15 protein-coding genes are annotated in these 16473 nt (G+C 63.5%); 9 read left to right on the forward strand and 6 right to left on the reverse strand.

All coding sequences use genetic code 11. The annotated features are described in order from the left end of the window. Positions 1 to 255: 255 nt before the first annotated feature. Complete coding sequence (locus tag LK539_RS08950) at positions 256 to 804, reverse strand: pseudouridine synthase (RefSeq protein WP_227800580.1); 549 nt, start codon at positions 802 to 804, stop codon at positions 256 to 258. A 178-nt stretch (positions 805 to 982) separates the two neighbouring features. Here LK539_RS08950 and icd point away from each other — a divergent pair, with 178 nt between their 5' ends. Further along, positions 983 to 2236 (forward strand): NADP-dependent isocitrate dehydrogenase, encoded by a 1254-nt coding sequence (gene icd / locus LK539_RS08955; protein ID WP_227800581.1) that lies wholly within the window; start codon positions 983 to 985, stop codon positions 2234 to 2236. Positions 2237 to 2472: 236 nt separating this feature from the next. Here the strand turns inward: icd and LK539_RS08960 are convergent, their stop codons facing one another. After that, complete coding sequence (locus tag LK539_RS08960; protein WP_020653506.1) at positions 2473 to 2676, reverse strand: cold-shock protein; 204 nt, start codon at positions 2674 to 2676, stop codon at positions 2473 to 2475. A gap of 319 nt (positions 2677 to 2995) precedes the next feature. Between LK539_RS08960 and clpS the strand changes: the two genes are divergently transcribed. The 3 genes from clpS to LK539_RS08975 all read left to right on the forward strand — a co-directional run bounded on the left by clpS (position 2996) and on the right by LK539_RS08975 (position 9306). Continuing rightward, a complete protein-coding gene (gene clpS / locus LK539_RS08965) occupies positions 2996 to 3298 on the forward strand; it encodes an ATP-dependent Clp protease adapter ClpS (RefSeq protein ID WP_027864722.1) in 303 nt (100 codons plus the stop codon). Further along, the gene (clpA, locus tag LK539_RS08970; protein ID WP_227800582.1) at positions 3295 to 5595 is read left to right on the forward strand and encodes an ATP-dependent Clp protease ATP-binding subunit ClpA; all 2301 of its coding nucleotides are present in this window, start codon (positions 3295 to 3297) and stop codon (positions 5593 to 5595) included. The genes clpS and clpA overlap by 4 nt, the downstream gene beginning before the upstream one ends. 306 nt (positions 5596 to 5901) lie before the next feature. Continuing rightward, positions 5902 to 9306: a S41 family peptidase gene (locus LK539_RS08975; protein WP_227800583.1), complete on the forward strand. Its 3405-nt coding sequence runs from the start codon at positions 5902 to 5904 to the stop codon at positions 9304 to 9306. A gap of 177 nt (positions 9307 to 9483) precedes the next feature. Here the strand turns inward: LK539_RS08975 and LK539_RS08980 are convergent, their stop codons facing one another. Then, positions 9484 to 9933 (reverse strand): carboxymuconolactone decarboxylase family protein, encoded by a 450-nt coding sequence (locus LK539_RS08980; RefSeq protein WP_227800584.1) that lies wholly within the window; start codon positions 9931 to 9933, stop codon positions 9484 to 9486. Positions 9934 to 10053: 120 nt separating this feature from the next. Between LK539_RS08980 and LK539_RS08985 the strand changes: the two genes are divergently transcribed. Further along, the gene (locus tag LK539_RS08985; RefSeq protein WP_227800585.1) at positions 10054 to 10323 is read left to right on the forward strand and encodes a DUF3140 domain-containing protein; all 270 of its coding nucleotides are present in this window, start codon (positions 10054 to 10056) and stop codon (positions 10321 to 10323) included. Positions 10324 to 10440: 117 nt separating this feature from the next. Here LK539_RS08985 and LK539_RS08990 read toward each other — a convergent pair whose 3' ends face one another. The 3 genes from LK539_RS08990 to LK539_RS09000 all read right to left on the reverse strand — a co-directional run bounded on the left by LK539_RS08990 (position 10441) and on the right by LK539_RS09000 (position 12137). After that, positions 10441 to 10950 (reverse strand): sterol desaturase family protein, encoded by a 510-nt coding sequence (locus LK539_RS08990; protein WP_227800586.1) that lies wholly within the window; start codon positions 10948 to 10950, stop codon positions 10441 to 10443. A 4-nt stretch (positions 10951 to 10954) separates the two neighbouring features. Then, entirely contained in the window at positions 10955 to 11731 is a 777-nt protein-coding gene (locus LK539_RS08995; RefSeq protein WP_227800587.1) for a fatty acid desaturase, read from the reverse strand. A 64-nt stretch (positions 11732 to 11795) separates the two neighbouring features. Next, positions 11796 to 12137, reverse strand: a complete 342-nt coding sequence (locus LK539_RS09000) for a hypothetical protein (protein WP_227800588.1) — start codon at positions 12135 to 12137, stop codon at positions 11796 to 11798. 202 nt (positions 12138 to 12339) lie between these two features. Here LK539_RS09000 and LK539_RS09005 point away from each other — a divergent pair, with 202 nt between their 5' ends. Genes LK539_RS09005 through LK539_RS09020 form a run of 4 tightly spaced genes read left to right on the forward strand, consistent with a single transcriptional unit; the run spans position 12340 to position 16452 of the window. Next, positions 12340 to 13920 (forward strand): methyl-accepting chemotaxis protein, encoded by a 1581-nt coding sequence (locus LK539_RS09005; protein ID WP_227800589.1) that lies wholly within the window; start codon positions 12340 to 12342, stop codon positions 13918 to 13920. A gap of 51 nt (positions 13921 to 13971) precedes the next feature. Then, entirely contained in the window at positions 13972 to 14607 is a 636-nt protein-coding gene (locus LK539_RS09010; protein WP_227800590.1) for an SAM-dependent methyltransferase, read from the forward strand. Positions 14608 to 14629: 22 nt separating this feature from the next. Beyond that, positions 14630 to 15091, forward strand: a complete 462-nt coding sequence (locus LK539_RS09015; RefSeq protein ID WP_227800591.1) for a DUF2127 domain-containing protein — start codon at positions 14630 to 14632, stop codon at positions 15089 to 15091. A gap of 53 nt (positions 15092 to 15144) precedes the next feature. Then, positions 15145 to 16452: a family 1 glycosylhydrolase gene (locus LK539_RS09020; protein ID WP_227800592.1), complete on the forward strand. Its 1308-nt coding sequence runs from the start codon at positions 15145 to 15147 to the stop codon at positions 16450 to 16452. Positions 16453 to 16473 lie beyond the last annotated feature (21 nt).

Below are 16473 nucleotides of genomic sequence, written 5' to 3' on the forward strand. Positions count from 1 at the left end.
GATCCCACGATACCCAATAGAGCTGTCGGCTAGATAGTCTTGGACAACCGCGAGCTTGAATTGCTCACTGTACTTGGTCATGAAAAACCCCCAAAAGTTGTGTCCAACTTTTGGGGGTCAGTTCAATATGCCGGCGTTTTTTTTGGTTTCGTAGGGTGGGCGGCTTAGCCGCCCACGCGTTCAAGCGGCGGAGGAATAGTTAATGCGCGTCAGTTCACCGCAGTGTTGAACGCGTGGGCGGGAGACCCGCCCACCCTACGGATATCTCACCTCGATAAACTCGCCAGGCATCAAGGGATGCGTCGCCAGCGAAAACGGCCCGATGCTCGAGCGCACCAGCCGCAAGGTCGGCAATCCCACCGCCGCGGTCATCCTGCGGACCTGCCGGTTCTTGCCTTCTTCCAGCGTGATCGCGATCCAGCTGGTCGGCTTGTCCTGGCGCACGCGGATCGGCGGGTTGCGCGGCCACAGCCAGGTCGGCTCGGCGATGCGCACCGCCTTGCACGGCTTGGTCACGAAGTCGCCCAGGTCGAGCGGCGCCTGCAGTCGGGCCAGTGTCGCGGCGTCGGCCATGCCGTCGACCTGCACCAGATAAGTCTTGGCTTCCTTGTGGTCGGGGTGCGCGATCTTGTGCTGCAGCTTGCCGTCGTCGGTCAGCAGCATCAGGCCTTCGCTGTCGGCATCCAGGCGGCCGGCAGGGTAGATATTGGGGATGTCCAGGTAGTTGGCCAGGGTCTCGCGACCGTCCTCGCCGGAAAACTGGCACAGGACCTGGAAGGGTTTGTTGAACAGGATCAGAGGCATGGAATACGAATGGAGCGATAAAAGGTGCTGCGTGGCGCCTTGGAAAATACTGGTGCATAATGCAAGACGCTAGGATCGTCTTCTACAAGACTTGCAGGCGTATTCCACATTGTAGTTCATACAGCAGGCAGGCTTGAGACCGCGCTGGCGGCCTGTCGGCGACGAATGGGAGAGCACGATGTTCCAACATATCAAGGTCCCGGCCGACGGCCAGAAAATCACTGTCAACGCCGACTATTCGCTGAGCGTCCCGGACACTCCGGTCATTCCCTATATCGAGGGGGACGGCACCGGCGTCGACATCACCCCGGTGATGCTGAAGGTCGTCGATGCGGCCGTGGAAAAGGCGTATGGCGGCAGCCGCAAGATCAGCTGGATGGAAATCTATGCCGGCGAAAAATCGACCAGCGTCTATGGCCCCGACGTCTGGCTGCCGGCCGAGACGCTGGACGTGCTGAAGGATTACGTGGTGTCGATCAAGGGCCCGCTGACGACCCCGGTGGGCGGCGGCATCCGCTCGCTCAACGTTGCGCTGCGCCAGGAACTCGACCTCTACGTCTGCCTGCGCCCGGTGCGCTATTTCGCCGGCGTGCCGTCGCCGCTGAAGCAGCCGGAAAAGACCGACATGGTGATCTTCCGCGAGAACTCGGAAGACATCTACGCCGGCATCGAATGGGCCGAAGGTTCCGAAGGCGTCAAGAAGGTGATCAAGTTCCTGACCGAGGAAATGGGCGTCAAGAAGATCCGCTTCCCCGAGAGCTCGGGCCTGGGCGTCAAGCCGGTGTCGCGCGAAGGCACCGAGCGCCTGGTGCGCAAGGCGATTCAGTACGCGATCGAGAACGACAAGCCTTCGGTGACCCTGGTCCACAAGGGCAATATCATGAAGTACACCGAAGGCGGCTTCCGCGACTGGGGCTACGCGCTGGCGCAGAAGGAATTCGGCGCCGAGCTGATCGACGGCGGCCCATGGTGCAAGTTCAAGAACCCGAAGACGGGCCGTGAGATCACCATCAAGGATTCGATCGCCGACGCCTTCCTGCAGCAGATCCTGCTGCGTCCGGCCGAGTACAGCGTGATCGCCACCCTGAACCTGAACGGCGACTATATCTCCGACGCGCTGGCGGCCCAGGTCGGCGGCATCGGTATCGCGCCGGGCGCCAACATGTCGGATTCGGTGGCGATGTTCGAGGCCACCCACGGCACCGCGCCGAAATATGCCGGCAAGGATTACGTGAATCCGGGTTCGCTCATCCTTTCGGCGGAGATGATGCTGCGCCATATGGGGTGGGTCGAAGCGGCCGACCTGATCATCCGTGCGATGGAAAAGGCGATTACCTCGAAAAAGGTCACCTACGACTTCGCGCGGCTGATGGAAGGCGCGACCCAGGTGTCCTGCTCGGGCTTCGGTGAGGTGATGATCGAGAATATGTGAGGCGAATCGCGCGCTGGCGCCTTTCGGCAGGACCGATCAGCCCCGGGCTTGAATAAGCCGGGGCTTTTCTTATATAGAGGGGAGGGGAGCGACGGAGGCATCGCCGCACTGTTGCAGGACACGCGCGACTTTGTGGCGGAACTGGCTTATGCTCGTACCACAGGCGGAGATTTGCGCCGCGGGGCGAAAAAAAACCCCGCTGGGGGCGGGGTTCTTCGCCTCCGGGAGGGGAATGATTACATGCCCTGGATGTTGGAAGCTTGCTTGCCTTTCGGGCCTTGCGTGACTTCGAATTGGACTTTTTGACCTTCTTTGAGGGTCTTAAAACCGTTCATGTTGATCGCGGAGAAGTGTGCGAACAGATCCTCGCCGCCGTCATCGGGAGTGATGAAGCCAAAACCTTTGGAATCATTGAACCACTTAACAGTACCAGTTGCCATAAAAGAACTTTCAAATTTTAACTAATCACACGAGCCATAAAAGCAAGAAGCTTCTTGCCCCCTCCTCAGCCTGCTCACTTCTTATCAACAAGTACATAAGTACAATGTCAATGACTGCATTGTTGGTGGAATAATCACTGAAGTCAAGCGGTTTTGGACCCTTGTTGCCAAATTTTCCACAGCAGAGGTAACGCGGCTCTTGATTTCGTCAATTGGATCGCCATCTGCGCATAAATCGGAAAACGCGTAACATGGAAGCACATGAGAACGAGCTGATGTTTACGCTTGGCACAGACTTTGAAAGCATTAGAATACGCCCATGGCTACGAAGCATGACACCGAACAGCTGCTGGAGCGGCAGACCGTAAAACCGCCACCCTTGTACCAGGTGGCGTTGCTGAACGACGACTACACGCCAATGGAATTCGTGGTCGCGATCATCCAGGAGTATTTCAACAAGGATCGCGAAACGGCGACCCAGATCATGCTTTCCGTGCACCGTCACGGCAAGGGCGTCTGTGGGGTGTTTTCCAAAGATATAGCGTGTACCAAAGTGGAGTTTGTCTTAACGCATGCGCGTAAGGCAGGGCACCCCCTGCAATGCGTGATGGAGGAAGTATGATTGCGCAGGAACTTGAAGTATCCCTACACATGGCCTTTGTCGAAGCCCGCCAGGCCCGCCACGAGTTCATTACCGTGGAGCACCTGCTGCTGGCCCTGCTCGACAACCCATCAGCCGCCGAAGTCCTGCGTGCGTGCGCGGTCAATATCGAAGACCTGCGCAAGACCTTGACTAATTTTATCGGTGATAACACCCCGACCGTGCCTGGCACGGGCGAGGTCGACACCCAGCCGACGCTTGGATTCCAGCGTGTGATCCAGCGTGCGATCATGCACGTGCAGTCGGCCTCGAACGGCAAGAAGGAAGTGACCGGCGCGAACGTGCTGGTGGCGATCTTCGGCGAGAAGGACTCGCATGCTGTTTACTACCTGCACCAGCAGGGCGTGACCCGTCTCGACGTGGTCAATTTCATCTCGCACGGCGTGCGCAAGGACCAGCAGCTCGACACCAGCAAGGCGTCGGAAGGCGTGGAAGAAGCGCAGGTCGAAGGCCAGGCCAAGGAAAGCCCGCTCGACCAGTTCACCCAGAACCTGAACAAGTCGGCTGCCGACGGCAAGATCGATCCGCTGATCGGCCGCGAGGAAGAAGTCGACCGCGTGATCCAGATCCTGTGCCGCCGCCGCAAGAACAATCCGCTGCTGGTGGGCGAGGCCGGTGTCGGCAAGACCGCCATCGCGGAAGGCCTGGCATGGCGCATCGTCCAGGAAGACGTGCCCGAGATCCTGCAGAACGCCGTCGTGTATTCGCTCGACATGGGCGCGCTGCTGGCCGGTACCAAGTACCGCGGCGATTTCGAGCAGCGCCTCAAGGCCGTCCTCAAGCAGTTGAAGGACACGCCGAACGGCATCCTGTTCATCGACGAGATCCACACCATCATCGGCGCCGGTTCGGCTTCGGGCGGCACGCTCGACGCATCGAACCTGCTCAAGCCGGCCCTGGCCAACGGCCAGCTCAAGTGCATCGGCGCGACCACGTTCACGGAATTCCGCGGCGTGTTCGAGAAAGACCATGCCCTGAGCCGCCGCTTCCAGAAGGTGGACGTGAACGAACCGTCGGTCGAGCAGACCGTGGCGATCCTGCGCGGCCTGAAGTCGCGCTTCGAAGAGCACCATGGCGTGAAGTATTCGGCATCGGCGCTGTCGACCGCGGCCGAGCTGGCGGCCCGCTTCATCAATGACCGCCACCTGCCGGACAAGGCCATCGACGTGATCGACGAAGCCGGTGCCGCCCAGCGCATCCTGCCGAAGTCGAAGCAGAAGAAGACCATCGGCAAGACCGAGATCGAGGACATCATCGCGAAGATCGCGCGGATCCCTCCGCAGACCGTCAACCAGGACGACCGCAGCAAGCTGCAGACCATCGACCGCGACCTGCGCAACGTGGTGTTCGGCCAGGATCCTGCGATCGAGGCGCTGTCGGCCGCGATCAAGATGGCCCGTGCCGGCCTGGGCAAGCAGGATAAGCCGATCGGCTCCTTCCTGTTCTCGGGTCCGACCGGTGTCGGCAAGACCGAGGTCGCCAAGCAGCTCGCCTTCATCCTGGGCATCGAGCTGGTGCGCTTCGACATGTCCGAGTACATGGAGCGTCACGCCGTGTCGCGCCTGATCGGTGCGCCGCCGGGCTACGTCGGCTTCGACCAGGGCGGCCTGCTGACCGAGGCCATCACGAAGAAGCCGCACGCGGTGCTGCTGCTGGACGAGATCGAGAAGGCCCATCCGGACATCTTCAACATCCTGCTGCAGGTGATGGACCACGGCACGCTGACCGACAACAACGGCCGCAAGGCGGACTTCCGCAACGTGATCATCATCATGACCACGAACGCGGGCGCCGAGAGCCTGACCAAGCGCTCGGTGGGCTTCGTGGATTCGAAGGCGCAGGGCGACGAGATGGCGGACATCAAGCGCATGTTCACGCCGGAGTTCCGCAACCGCCTGGACGCGATCATCAGCTTCCGCGCGCTGGACGAGGACATCATCCTGCGCGTCGTGGACAAGTTCCTGATGCAGCTGGAAGAGCAGCTGCACGAGAAGAAGGTGGAAGCCGTCTTCACCGAGAAGCTGCGCAAGTTCCTCGGCAAGAAGGGCTTCGATCCGCTGATGGGCGCCCGCCCGATGTCGCGCCTGATCCAGGACATGATCCGCAAGGCCCTGGCCGACGAGCTGCTGTTCGGTCGCCTGGTCAACGGTGGCCGCGTGACGGTGGAGCTGAACGAGAAGGACGACGTCGTGCTCGAGTTCCCGGAAGGGGACGCCCTGCCGCCGCCGGCTCCGGCGGAGACGGTGGAGATCGAATAATCTTCGGTCGAGTGAGAGAAACCGCGCTTCGGCGCGGTTTTTTTTTGCGCTTACGGTTTGCATCGAAACTTGGGTTCCGGCCTTCGCCGGAACGACGTGCTAAAGCTGAGGGCAAAAGGAAGCGCCTCAAGCCCGCAGCCTATAAACCGTCATGCGCGCCACTGGCGCCCATGACTTCCGGCGAAGGCCGGAATCCAATTTTGCACGCCTACCACCAGCCCATCATTTTTTTGCACGTATGCACACCGCGCACGCCTTCACGTATGGCAAACTCTTTTTCTTCAGTAACTCCTCGCCACCGTGAACATGACCGTGTCCCGCACCATCCTCGCCCTTTCGCTGGCCCTGATCGGCAGCCAGGCCGCCGCCGCCGACCCATACTTCCGCTTCCCCGCCATCCGCGGCGACAGCATCGTCTTCACCGCCGAGGGCGACCTGTGGCGCACCACGCTGCTAGGGGGCAAGGCGACCCGCCTGACCACCCATCCTTCCGCTGAAACCCAGGCCGCGATCTCGCACGACGGCAGGCACGTCGCCTTCGCCGCCTCCTACGAGGGCGCGCAGGAAGCCTATGTGATGCCGATCGAGGGCGGGCTGCCCAAGCGCATCACCTTCGAGAGCGGCGGCGTGACGGTGCTGGGCTGGACGGCGCAGGGCGAAGTCCTGGTGAGCACCCAGAATTCGGTCGGTCCCTCGCAGCACCGCATCGTGGCGGCGCTGGACCCGGTCAAGATGACGCGCCGCGTGCTGCCGCTGGCCGACGCCAACGACGCCGTGCTGAGCGACGACGGCCGCAGCGTGTTCTTCACGCGCATGGGCCTGTCGATGACCAACGATAACGTCAAGACCTACCGCGGCGGCGCCCATGCCCAGCTGTGGCGCTACGAACTCGGTTCGAAGAACGAGGCGGTGCGCCTGTTCAAGGACGATACGTCGAACAGCCGCCGCGCCATGTGGTGGCAGGGCCGCATCTACTTCATCAGCGACGCCGGCGGCGCCGACAACATCTGGTCCGCGCTGCCGGACGGGAGCGACCGCAAGGCCCACACCCAGCACCGCGAATGGGACGTGCGCACCGCCGCGCTGGGCGACGGCCGCATCGCCTACCAGCTGGGCGCCGACCTGCGCGTGTTCGACATCGCCAGCGGCAGCGACACGCGGGTACAGGCCAGCCTGGTCTCGGACTTCGACCAGCAGCGCACCCGCCGCGTACGCTCGCCGCTCGACGCACTCACCAACATCGAACTGGCCAGCAAGGCCGAACGCATCGTGATCACGGCGCGCGGCAAGGTGACCATTGCCGGCACCGGCAGCTACCGCCGCGTCGAGATCGCGGTACCGGAAGGCGCGCGTGCGCGCAGCGCCGTGTTCAGCCATGACGACAAGTGGGTTTACGCCTTTGTCGATACCACCGGCGAGAACGAGATCTGGCGCTACGCCGCCGACGGATCAGGCAAGGGCGAGCGCCTCACCATCGACGGCGCCAGCCACCGCTCCGGCATCTACCCGTCGCCTGACGGCCGCTGGCTGGCCCACACCGACAAGAAGGGCCGCACCTGGCTGCTCGACCTGCAGGCCCGCACCAACGTGATCATCGACGACGCCAAGCAGGTCGGCGCCGACCGTCCTGACCAGGTGGTGTGGTCGCCCGATAGCCGCAACCTGGCTTTTGTCCGCGTCGGCAGCAGCGAACAGCGCAACCAGATCGGCATGTACAACCTGGCCAGCAAGGCCATGGCCTTCGTCACCACCGACCGCTACACGGCCGATTCGCCGGTGTTCTCGCCGGACGGGAAGTGGCTGTACTTCCTGTCGTCGCGCCACTTCAACGTCGGTAACAACGGCCCCTGGGGCGACCGCAACATGGGCCCCGTGTTCGACCGCCGCGTCGGCATCTACGCACTCGCGCTGCAGCCGGGCGTACGCTTCCCGTTCAAGCCCGAGGACGAGCTGACCAAGCCGGAAGTGGCCACCCCCGAAGCCGCCGCCCGCACCGCGGTCCAGACCCCGGGCAAGGAAGAAGCCGACAAGAGCGCTGCTGTTGCCGCCGCAGCCGCCGCCACCGCGGCAGCCTCTGCCTCCGACCCGAAAGCCAAGACGCCGACGCCGGCAATCGATTACGCCGGCCTGCGCGAGCGCCTGTATGAAGTGCCGATCGCACCGGGCAATTACCGCGCCCTGGCGATCGACGAGAAGCGCCTGTACATCCTCGAATCCGACAATGGCCGCAGCGGCGCCCTGAAGACCCTGGAGATCTCGCGCAGCAGCCCGCAGCCGGAAGTGTTTGTGGCCAACGTGCGCGAGTTTGGCCTCAGCACCGACCGCAAGCACATCTTCTACCGCACTTTCAACGCCACTGGTCCGGGCGAGATGCTGATCGTGGCCGCCGGCGCCAAGGCCCCGGCCGACGTCAGCAAGGCGCGCGTGAAGATCGATGACTGGGCGGTCAGCACCAATCCGCCGCTGGAATGGAAGCAGATGTTCAATGACGCCTGGCGCATGCACCGCGACTTCCTGTACGACGCCAACATGCGCGGCGTGGACTGGGTCGCCGTGCGCAATCGCTACGCGCCGCTGGTCGAGCGCGTGACCGACCGCGCCGAACTGGACGACGTGCTGGGCATGATGGTTGGCGAAGTCGGCGCACTGCATTCGCAGATCCGTCCGGGCGACGTGCGCCGCGCCACGGGCGAGGGCGTGCCTTCGAGCCTCGGCGCCGTGCTGTCGCGGGTGGGCGAGGGCTTCCGGGTCGACCGCGTCTACCGCAGCGAACCGGAGCTGCCGTCCGAGCGCGGTCCGCTGTCGGCGCCCGACGTCGGCGTGAAGGAAGGCGACGTCATCACCGCCGTCAACGGCAAGTCGCTGAGCGACAGCCGCGACATCGCCGACCTGCTGCTGGACCAGGCCGACAAGCAGGTGCTGCTGCACGTGAAGAGCCCGGGCGCCAAGGCGGCGCGCCCGGTGATCGTCACGCCTGTGAACATGGCGCGCCATGCGAGCCTGCGCTACTCCGACTGGGAGCAGAGCAGGGCGCAGCAGGCCGACCAGGCCTCGAAGGGTAAGATCGGCTACCTGCACCTGCGCGCGATGACCGCGCGCGACATCAACGCCTTTGCGCGCGACTTCTACGCCAACATCAACAAGGAAGGCCTGATCATCGACGTGCGCCGCAATAATGGCGGCAACATCGACAGCTGGATCATCGAGAAGCTGCTGCGCCGCTCGTGGGCCTTCTGGAGCTCGAACGGCAACCTGCCGCAGTCGAACATGCAGAACACGTTCCGCGGCCACCTGGTGGTGCTGATGGACGAGTTGACCTACTCGGACGGCGAAACCTTCGCCGCCGGCGTCAAGGCCCTGAAACTCGGCCCGCTGGTCGGCAAGCGTACCGCCGGCGCCGGCGTCTGGCTCAGCGACGGCAACGGCCTGGCCGACAACGGCATGGCGCGCGTGGCCGAGTTCGGCCAGTTCGCGGCCGACGGCGACTGGCTGATCGAAGGCGTGGGCGTGACCCCGGACGTCGAGGTCGACAACCTGCCGCACGAAACCTTCCAGGGACGTGACCGCCAGCTGGAAGTCGCGATCGAACTGCTGGAAAAGAAGATGCAGGAGCAGCCGGTCAAGCAGTGGAAGCCGGCGGCGATTCCGGCGCTGAAGCGCCAGTGGGAAGCGGGCGAGGCATCCGTCAAGACGCCGTTGACCAACAAGTAGTTCGGGAGTGGGCGGAAACGCATTCGGTTTTCGCCCACGCTTGGATGTTCAGGCAGTCAAGGGAAGTGCATTGAAGTGCTTGCTGACCGCTGCGTGCGCTTCAGCCTGTGCCAAGGTCGCTCTGCCGCGTGGACTCGCGCTGAGGTGGAGAATGTTCATCATGCGTTCTTTCATCATTCACGCCTTTGCGAGTGGCTTCATGCGGAAGCTGATCCCCATCCGATTGATGGCATTCATCGCTGCGATCACCAGCGTCAGCTCGACCAGATTCTTCTCCCCAAATACGGACAGCGCTGCAGCATAGGCGCGGTCGGAGGCATGCGTTTCACTTACACGCGTGACTTCCTCCGTCCATGCCAGCGCTGCCCGTTCCTGGTCCGAGAAGAGATAGTCCGCCTCTTCCCATACCGGCACCAATACCAGTTTGTCGACAGACATCCCAGTCTTGATGAGGTCACGGGAATGAATATCGATGCAATGCGCGCAGCCGTTCAGTTGCGAGGTCCTCAGGAATATCAGGTGGATCAGCTCCTTGGGCAGGTCGGTGCCGGTGGTAACGTAATGGTGGAGTGCGCTGACAGCCTTCGCACCTTCAGCAGACACCTGGAACCAGTTTGGGCGTTTCATGAAAATCTCTCCTTATGTCACGTGGCGACCGCAATACGCGTCCCCTCGCTTGCAAGACGGCTGAGTTGGCTGATTTGTGACAGTCCTCGTACCACGTAACGAATGTTCATCGGAGCAACCATGCAGAAGTGGCTCGACACCGACGACTCCAAACGTGTCGGTCAAAAGCACGGCAATGCCGAATCGACCGGGCACCAGTCCGGACGCCGCATCGTCGAACTGTTGCACCGGCGCGCTCAGGACCTGAGCGCCGAAGACATCGCGCACATGCGCAAAGTGGTTGGGTATATCCACCGGCACCTGGCACAGGGACCTACCCGAAGCGACCCGGCAACAAGCGATTGGCGCTACTCGCTCATGAACTGGGGCCACGATCCGGAGAAGAAATAAGATTACTGGCCTTGGCCGCCTGCAGAAGACACAGGCGCTTCAGGAAAGGGAGCGTGTGTCCAGATGTCAGACCTGGCCCTCTTGACCCGCACTTGCAGCTATGGGAAGCATTTCTGATCAGAGCCCTGACGAGCACTGGCGCTGGTCTCGGGCGCTGGGAGCATCCTGCGTACGGTCCTGCAGCTTCTTTTTGAGCTGGGCGGCAGGCTCCGCATAGATGAATCCGAATGACACGCAGCCATCACGCCCCTTGACGGCATGGTGCAGGCGGTGGGCTTGATAGATGCGCTTCAGGTAACCTGTGCGCGGCACATACTTGAACGGCCAACGCTGGTGCACCAGACCGTCGTGCATGAAGAAGTACAAGACGCCATACGTCGTCAGGCCGACGGCGATCCACCGCAATGGCCAGAACCAGTTGGCTGCGGCGAATAGCACGATCGCAAACACGGTGAACACAACAGCATACAGATCGTTTTTCTCGAACCAGCCGTCATGCGGTTCATGGTGGGACTTGTGCCAGTTCCAGCCCCAGCCATGCATGATGTGCTCATGCGACCAGGCCGCAAACCATTCCATGAAGGCGACGGTCCCCAGCACGAGCATGAGCGGGATGAGGTAATGCAATACGCTATCCATTCTCGACCTTGGAATATTCCGGGTTGATTGTCGACCGGCGCTGTGCCGGCAGTTTCCACCACGGCACCCATGGGGCGGCGTGGTGCTCATGATGGTAGCCGAAATGGAAGCAGCTCAGCAGGGATAGGACATGCGACAGGTCGTTGCTGCGGGCGCAGTGCCGGTCAGCGAAGGGTATGTCATCGACGCGGTGCGGACGATAGGTGCCGAAATAGAAGAGCTGCACAGAAGAGAGCAGCGCCGGCAGCGCCCAGAACACCAGCATGGTCGGGAAGCGCTCACGCAGGATGAGCAAGTAGGCGACCACCACGACAGTCAGCAAGCCAAATTCACGCCAGCCAAAGTAATGGCGGAAGAACTTGAAGTACCAGGGCCAGAAGCTTCTCGGATGATCGATGTCGAAATCGGGATCGTCGGCCGTGCCGGCATGGCGATGGTGGGCATGATGGTTTTCATACAGCTTGTCATACGAAAAACCGGCATAGATAAAGACACAGAAGCAGCCGATGGCGCGGTTCAGCCATGGAGATTGCGGCGCCAGCGAGCCGTGCATCGTATCGTGGGCAACAATAAACAAACCGACGCTCAGCCAGCACTGCAGGACAATGACGACGGGGGCCGCCAGCCAAAGCCATGTCGCCGTCCAATCGATCAGGAAGATCGCGCTGACGTGAACGGCCAGCCATGTGGCGACAACCAGGCCGGCAAGCGCCAGCCCGACCGCTGTCGTAGCACTGCTGACCCGGGTATCGATCATCGATGTCGTCATGGGGAACCGCCACCGGCACGCTGCCATGCAGGCAGCCGTTCAGTCAAACCGCCCTGCGGTGGCGTCAAAAGCTGCTCTTGGCCGCGTCGTGGGCGGGGTCAGCGTCTATCGCACCGTTTTCTTCCAAAATGGCTGCAGCCTGTTCGAGCCGGGAAGCGTCGGCAACGGTCACCGTCATCACGCACAAATCCCCGCGGGCGGCGGGCTTGAAGACATCCTCGTAGTCGGTGCCGCCTTTGACAGCGGGGGAGTCGCCCACATAGAAATTGCTTTCAGCTGGGCCAGCCTCGTCGGTGGTCACATTCACATCGATGCCGTCGCCGTCGAAGCCCTGGGCCAGCAAGCTGTTGCGCGCTGCTTCTGCGGCCTCGAAATTGGGTAGCATCCGAACGATCTGATTGTTCATGGTTTCTCCACGTTGGCGGTAACAAAGACCTTAGCAGAATCATACTGTGGGCGGCGCAGGACATCTGGCACGCATGCAAATCGGGTCGGCAGTGCCGGGTCCATGTCGGGTCGTCGGCAGACTCCGGCCATTCCTGCAGCTTCATCACACTGTCACATAGTCTTTCTACACTGCAAGTATTCCACCCACGCGGATACTTGCAATGTCACTCGCAAAGCTCCAGACCGGGACCAAGCTCCTCGGCGCCTTCGGTATCGTCTCCTTCCTGATCCTGCTGCTGTCCGCCGTGGCGCTATGGCGCATGCAGTCTACCGACAGGCTGACCCACGACCTCGTCTACGACAAGCTGGCCAAGCAGCAGTTGAGCGCCGACCTGCTGGGTGTCGAGCGCCTGAACGGCTCGCGCACCATTGCCATCGCGCGCAGCGACAGCCTGGAGCTGGCCGACTACTTCGGCGCCCAACTGGCCCACGGTAAAAAGGCCGCCGCCGCGATTGAAGCGCAGCTGGCCAGGCTGCCGCTGTCCGCGCGTGAAGCGTCCCTGCTGGCCGAAGCAGCCCGGCATAAGGAAGCCCTGGCCAAGGTCGAGGCCGCGCTGTTCCAGGCCAAGGAGCTCGGCCAGACCCAGGTCGTCGAGCAGCTCGTCGCCGGTGACTGGCAAAGGGGCTATGCGGCCCGCGCCGGCGCGCTGGAAGCCCTGCTGGCGCATGAAACCGAGGAAGCCCGCCGTCTCGCGGCAGAATCGGCGGCTGCTTCGCTGTCCGGCAAGTCGCTGGTGCTGGCACTTGGGGTATGTGCGCTGGCGATTGGCGCCGCCATGGCCTGGCTGCTGACCCGGAACATCGTCGGCCCGCTGCAGCAGGCCGCCACCCTGGCCGAGCAGGTGGCGCATGGCGACCTGCGCCCCGTCATCCGTCACGCGCGCCACGACGAAATCGGGCGCCTGTTCGACGCGCTCAACGGGATGACGGGTGGCGTCTCGGCCACCGTGTCCCAGGTACTGCAGGGCGCCCAGGCCATCGATGCGGCTTCCAACGATATTGCGGACGGCAACCTCGATCTTTCGCGCCGCACCGAGCGCCAGGCCTCGGCCCTGCAGCAGACCGTAAGCACGATGGAGGAACTGAGCGAAGCCATCGCCCGCAACAACGCCAGCGCGCGGTCTGCCAATCGACTCGCCCAGTCGGCCTCGCAGGTTGCCACCCGCAGCGCGCAAGCGCTCGAGCAGGTGGCGGCGCGCATGGGGGCGATCAAGGCGTCGAGCGAGCGCATCGTGGACATTACCGGCATGATCGACAGCATCGCCTTCCAGACCAATATCCTCGCCCTGAACGCGGCCGTGGAGGCGGCACGCGCCGGCAGCGAAGGCCGTGGCTTCGCGGTGGTGGCGGCCGAGGTGCGCAACCTGGCCCAACATTCGGCGACGGCGGCCAGGGAGATCAAGAAGCTGATCGGCGAGTCGAGCGAGGAAATCGCCGCCGGCACCGACATCGCCGGCACGGCGGGCGAGACCATGCGCGCGGTGCTGGCCCACGTGCACGACGTGGCCAGCCTGCTCGACACCATCCATACCGCCAGCAGCGAGCAGGCCGGCGGCGTGGCCCAGGTGACCCAGGCGATTGCCGACATGGACGAGTCGACCCGGCAGAATGCGGCGATGGTCGAGCAGGCCGCGGCGGCGGCCGCGTCGATGCGCCAGCAGGCGGCCGAGCTGTCGGCCCTGGTCGCCACCTTCCAGCTGCGCGAGACGGGAGAAGGGCGGCGCGCCCTGACCGCAGCCTGACGGGGATGGCGGCTTGCAGTATCATGCCCTTCCTCCAAACGAAAGCCGCGCATGCTCATCATCACCATCAAACAGGGCAAGGAACAGGCCCTGCTGTCCGGCGACCCCTGGATCTACCTGTCCGCCATCGAGAAAGTCGAGGGCAAGCCGCAGGAACGCAATAAATCCGGCGCGACCGCCACCGTGCAGTCCTCGTCGCGCCGCTTCCTGGCGCGCGCAGCCTACAACGCCAAGTCGCAGATCGCGGCCCGGATCTGGACCTTGCGGGAAGACGAGCCGGTCGACCATGCGCTGATCAAGCGCCGGGTGCAGGCCGCCGTCGAGCGCCGCTTAGGCGCGCTGGGTGACGCCGGCCCGCAGGCACTGCTGCAGCTGGTCGACGGCGAACAGGACGGCCTGTCCGGGCTGCTGGTGCACGCCTACGGCGGCGCGACCGGTTACCTGGTGTGCCAGTTCAATGCCGCCGGGGTCGACCTGTGGAAGGTCGCGATCGTGCAGGCGCTCCTGAGAGCGACGGGCTGCCCCAATGTCTACGAGCGCAGCGATGAGCTGGTACGCAAGGCCGAAGGCCTGCCGGTCACCCGGCGCGTGCTGGCCGGCGAAGAGCCGCCCCAGCGCCTGATGGTGCGCGAGGACGGGCGCCTGCTGCCGATGGATATCCGCACCGGTTTCATCTACCCGCGCTGAGCAGCCACATGGAATGCTGGCGATGAAGCTGTCACAGGGACTGCGCGCCGTCGCCGCGGTCGAGGCGACCAAGGGCCTGGTGGTCGTGCTGGCCGGCTGCGGCCTGCTGGCGCTGGTGCACCACGACCTGCAGCGCGCCGCCGAAGCGCTGGTCCGGCACACCCACCTGAATCCGGCCTCGCACCTGCCGCGCGTGTTCATCGCCTACGCCGGCCAGCTGGACAATGCGCACCTGATGCAGCTGGCGCTCGGCGCTTTTGCCTACGCGGCGGTGCGCCTGGTCGAGGCCTATGGCCTGTGGCACGAGCGCGGGTGGGGCGAAGCCTTTGCCGCGGCCAGCGGGGCGGTCTACGTGCCCTTCGAGCTACGCGAGCTGCTGCGCGCGCCCGGCCTGCTGAGCATTATCCTGTTGGCGGTCAACGTCGCGATCGTCGCCTTCATGCTCTACGGCCTGCGCCGCCGCCGGGCAGGCGCGCGCCGTTGACATCCTGCGTCCATCGCCGACAATGAGCTGACGGCTCTTGCGGAGGATGGCGCATGGTTTCGAATCAACCCGGCTTCCTGTTCGCCACCGGTATCGAGAACAGCATTCCGACGATTGATGGCGGCAGGCATCGCATCGACGAGATGGAAAAGTGCGGCCACTACCGCTACTGGCGCCGCGACTTCGACCTGGTGCAGGACATCGGCATCCGCTTCCTGCGCTACGGCCTGCCGCTGCACACGACATTGGTCGGCGCCGACCGCTACGACTGGTCCTTCGCCGACGTGGTGTTTCCCGACCTGCGCCGCCGTGGGCTGGTCGCGATCGTCGACCTGTGCCATTTCGGCCTGCCCGACTTCCTGGGCAACTTCCAGAACCCGGATTTCCCCGCCATCTTCGCCCGCTATGCGCGCGCGTTCGCCCTGCGCTATCCCTGGATCCAGCTGTACACGCCGGTGAACGAGATGTCGATCAGCGCGCTGTTCTCGGCCCTGTACGGCTGGTGGAATGAGCAGATGCGCAGCGACCAGGCCTTCGTCACTGCTTTGAAGCACCTGGTGCAGGCCAACCTGCTGGCCATGCGCGCGATCCTGGAAGTGCGCCCGGACGCCCTGTTCGTGCAGAGCGAATCGACCGAGTATTTCCATGCCATGTCGCCGGCGGCGATCGGCCCGGCCGAAACCATGAACGCGCGCCGCTTCCTGTCGCTCGACCTGAACTACGGGCGCCGGGTCGACTCCACCATGTACGAGTACCTGCTGGATAACGGCATGACGCGCGAGGAATACCACTACTTCCTCAACAATAACCTCAAGCACCACTGCATCATGGGGAACGACTACTACCAGACCAACGAGCACCTGGTTGCGGCCGACGGCGCCAGTACGGCGTCCGGAGAGATCTTCGGCTATGCGGTCATCACCCACCAGTACTACAACCGCTACCGCCTGCCCGTGATGCACACCGAAACCAACCTGTGCCAGGGGCCCTGCGCCGACGAGGCGGTCAAGTGGCTGCGCAAGGAATGGGCCAACGTGCTCCGGGTGCGCAACAACGGCGTGCCGCTGGTCGGCTTCACCTGGTATTCGCTGACCGACCAGGTCGACTGGGATACCAGCCTGCGCGAGGACAATGGCCATGTGAATGCCCTGGGCCTGGCCGACCTCGACCGCAAGCTGCGCCCGGTGGGGATTGCCTACCGCGACCTGATCCGTGACTGGACCGAAGTGCTGCCGACCCAGAGCGTGTGCCTGCAGGTGCCGCTGGCGCTCGATGAGGATTATCCCGAGCGCGGCGGTTCACGGCCACGCCGGCTGCCCGAGCCTGTTGCGGCGACGGCGGCGCCGACCAATGCGGAATAGACGAGGGCGGATTGCGGTTCC

It is taken from the genome of Massilia sp. IC2-476, assembly GCF_020707295.1.
In the GTDB taxonomy this organism is placed as follows: domain Bacteria; phylum Pseudomonadota; class Gammaproteobacteria; order Burkholderiales; family Burkholderiaceae_D; genus Telluria.

Bases quoted from the DNA above. Each gene is read 5' to 3' on its own strand.
- icd (WP_227800581.1), top strand. From the start codon at position 983: ATGTTCCAACATATCAAGGTCCCGGCCGACGGCCAGAAAATCACTGTC.
- clpA (WP_227800582.1), top strand. From the start codon at position 3,295: ATGATTGCGCAGGAACTTGAAGTATCCCTACACATGGCCTTTGTCGAA.
- LK539_RS08995 (WP_227800587.1), bottom strand. From the start codon at position 11,731: ATGACGACATCGATGATCGATACCCGGGTCAGCAGTGCTACGACAGCG.
- LK539_RS09020 (WP_227800592.1), top strand. From the start codon at position 15,145: ATGGTTTCGAATCAACCCGGCTTCCTGTTCGCCACCGGTATCGAGAAC.
- LK539_RS09005 (WP_227800589.1), top strand. From the start codon at position 12,340: ATGTCACTCGCAAAGCTCCAGACCGGGACCAAGCTCCTCGGCGCCTTC.
- LK539_RS09010 (WP_227800590.1), top strand. From the start codon at position 13,972: ATGCTCATCATCACCATCAAACAGGGCAAGGAACAGGCCCTGCTGTCC.
- LK539_RS09000 (WP_227800588.1), bottom strand. From the start codon at position 12,137: ATGAACAATCAGATCGTTCGGATGCTACCCAATTTCGAGGCCGCAGAA.
- LK539_RS08975 (WP_227800583.1), top strand. From the start codon at position 5,902: ATGACCGTGTCCCGCACCATCCTCGCCCTTTCGCTGGCCCTGATCGGC.
- LK539_RS08960 (WP_020653506.1), bottom strand. From the start codon at position 2,676: ATGGCAACTGGTACTGTTAAGTGGTTCAATGATTCCAAAGGTTTTGGC.
- LK539_RS08985 (WP_227800585.1), top strand. From the start codon at position 10,054: ATGCAGAAGTGGCTCGACACCGACGACTCCAAACGTGTCGGTCAAAAG.
- clpS (WP_027864722.1), top strand. From the start codon at position 2,996: ATGGCTACGAAGCATGACACCGAACAGCTGCTGGAGCGGCAGACCGTA.
- LK539_RS09015 (WP_227800591.1), top strand. From the start codon at position 14,630: ATGAAGCTGTCACAGGGACTGCGCGCCGTCGCCGCGGTCGAGGCGACC.
- LK539_RS08980 (WP_227800584.1), bottom strand. From the start codon at position 9,933: ATGAAACGCCCAAACTGGTTCCAGGTGTCTGCTGAAGGTGCGAAGGCT.
- LK539_RS08950 (WP_227800580.1), bottom strand. From the start codon at position 804: ATGCCTCTGATCCTGTTCAACAAACCCTTCCAGGTCCTGTGCCAGTTT.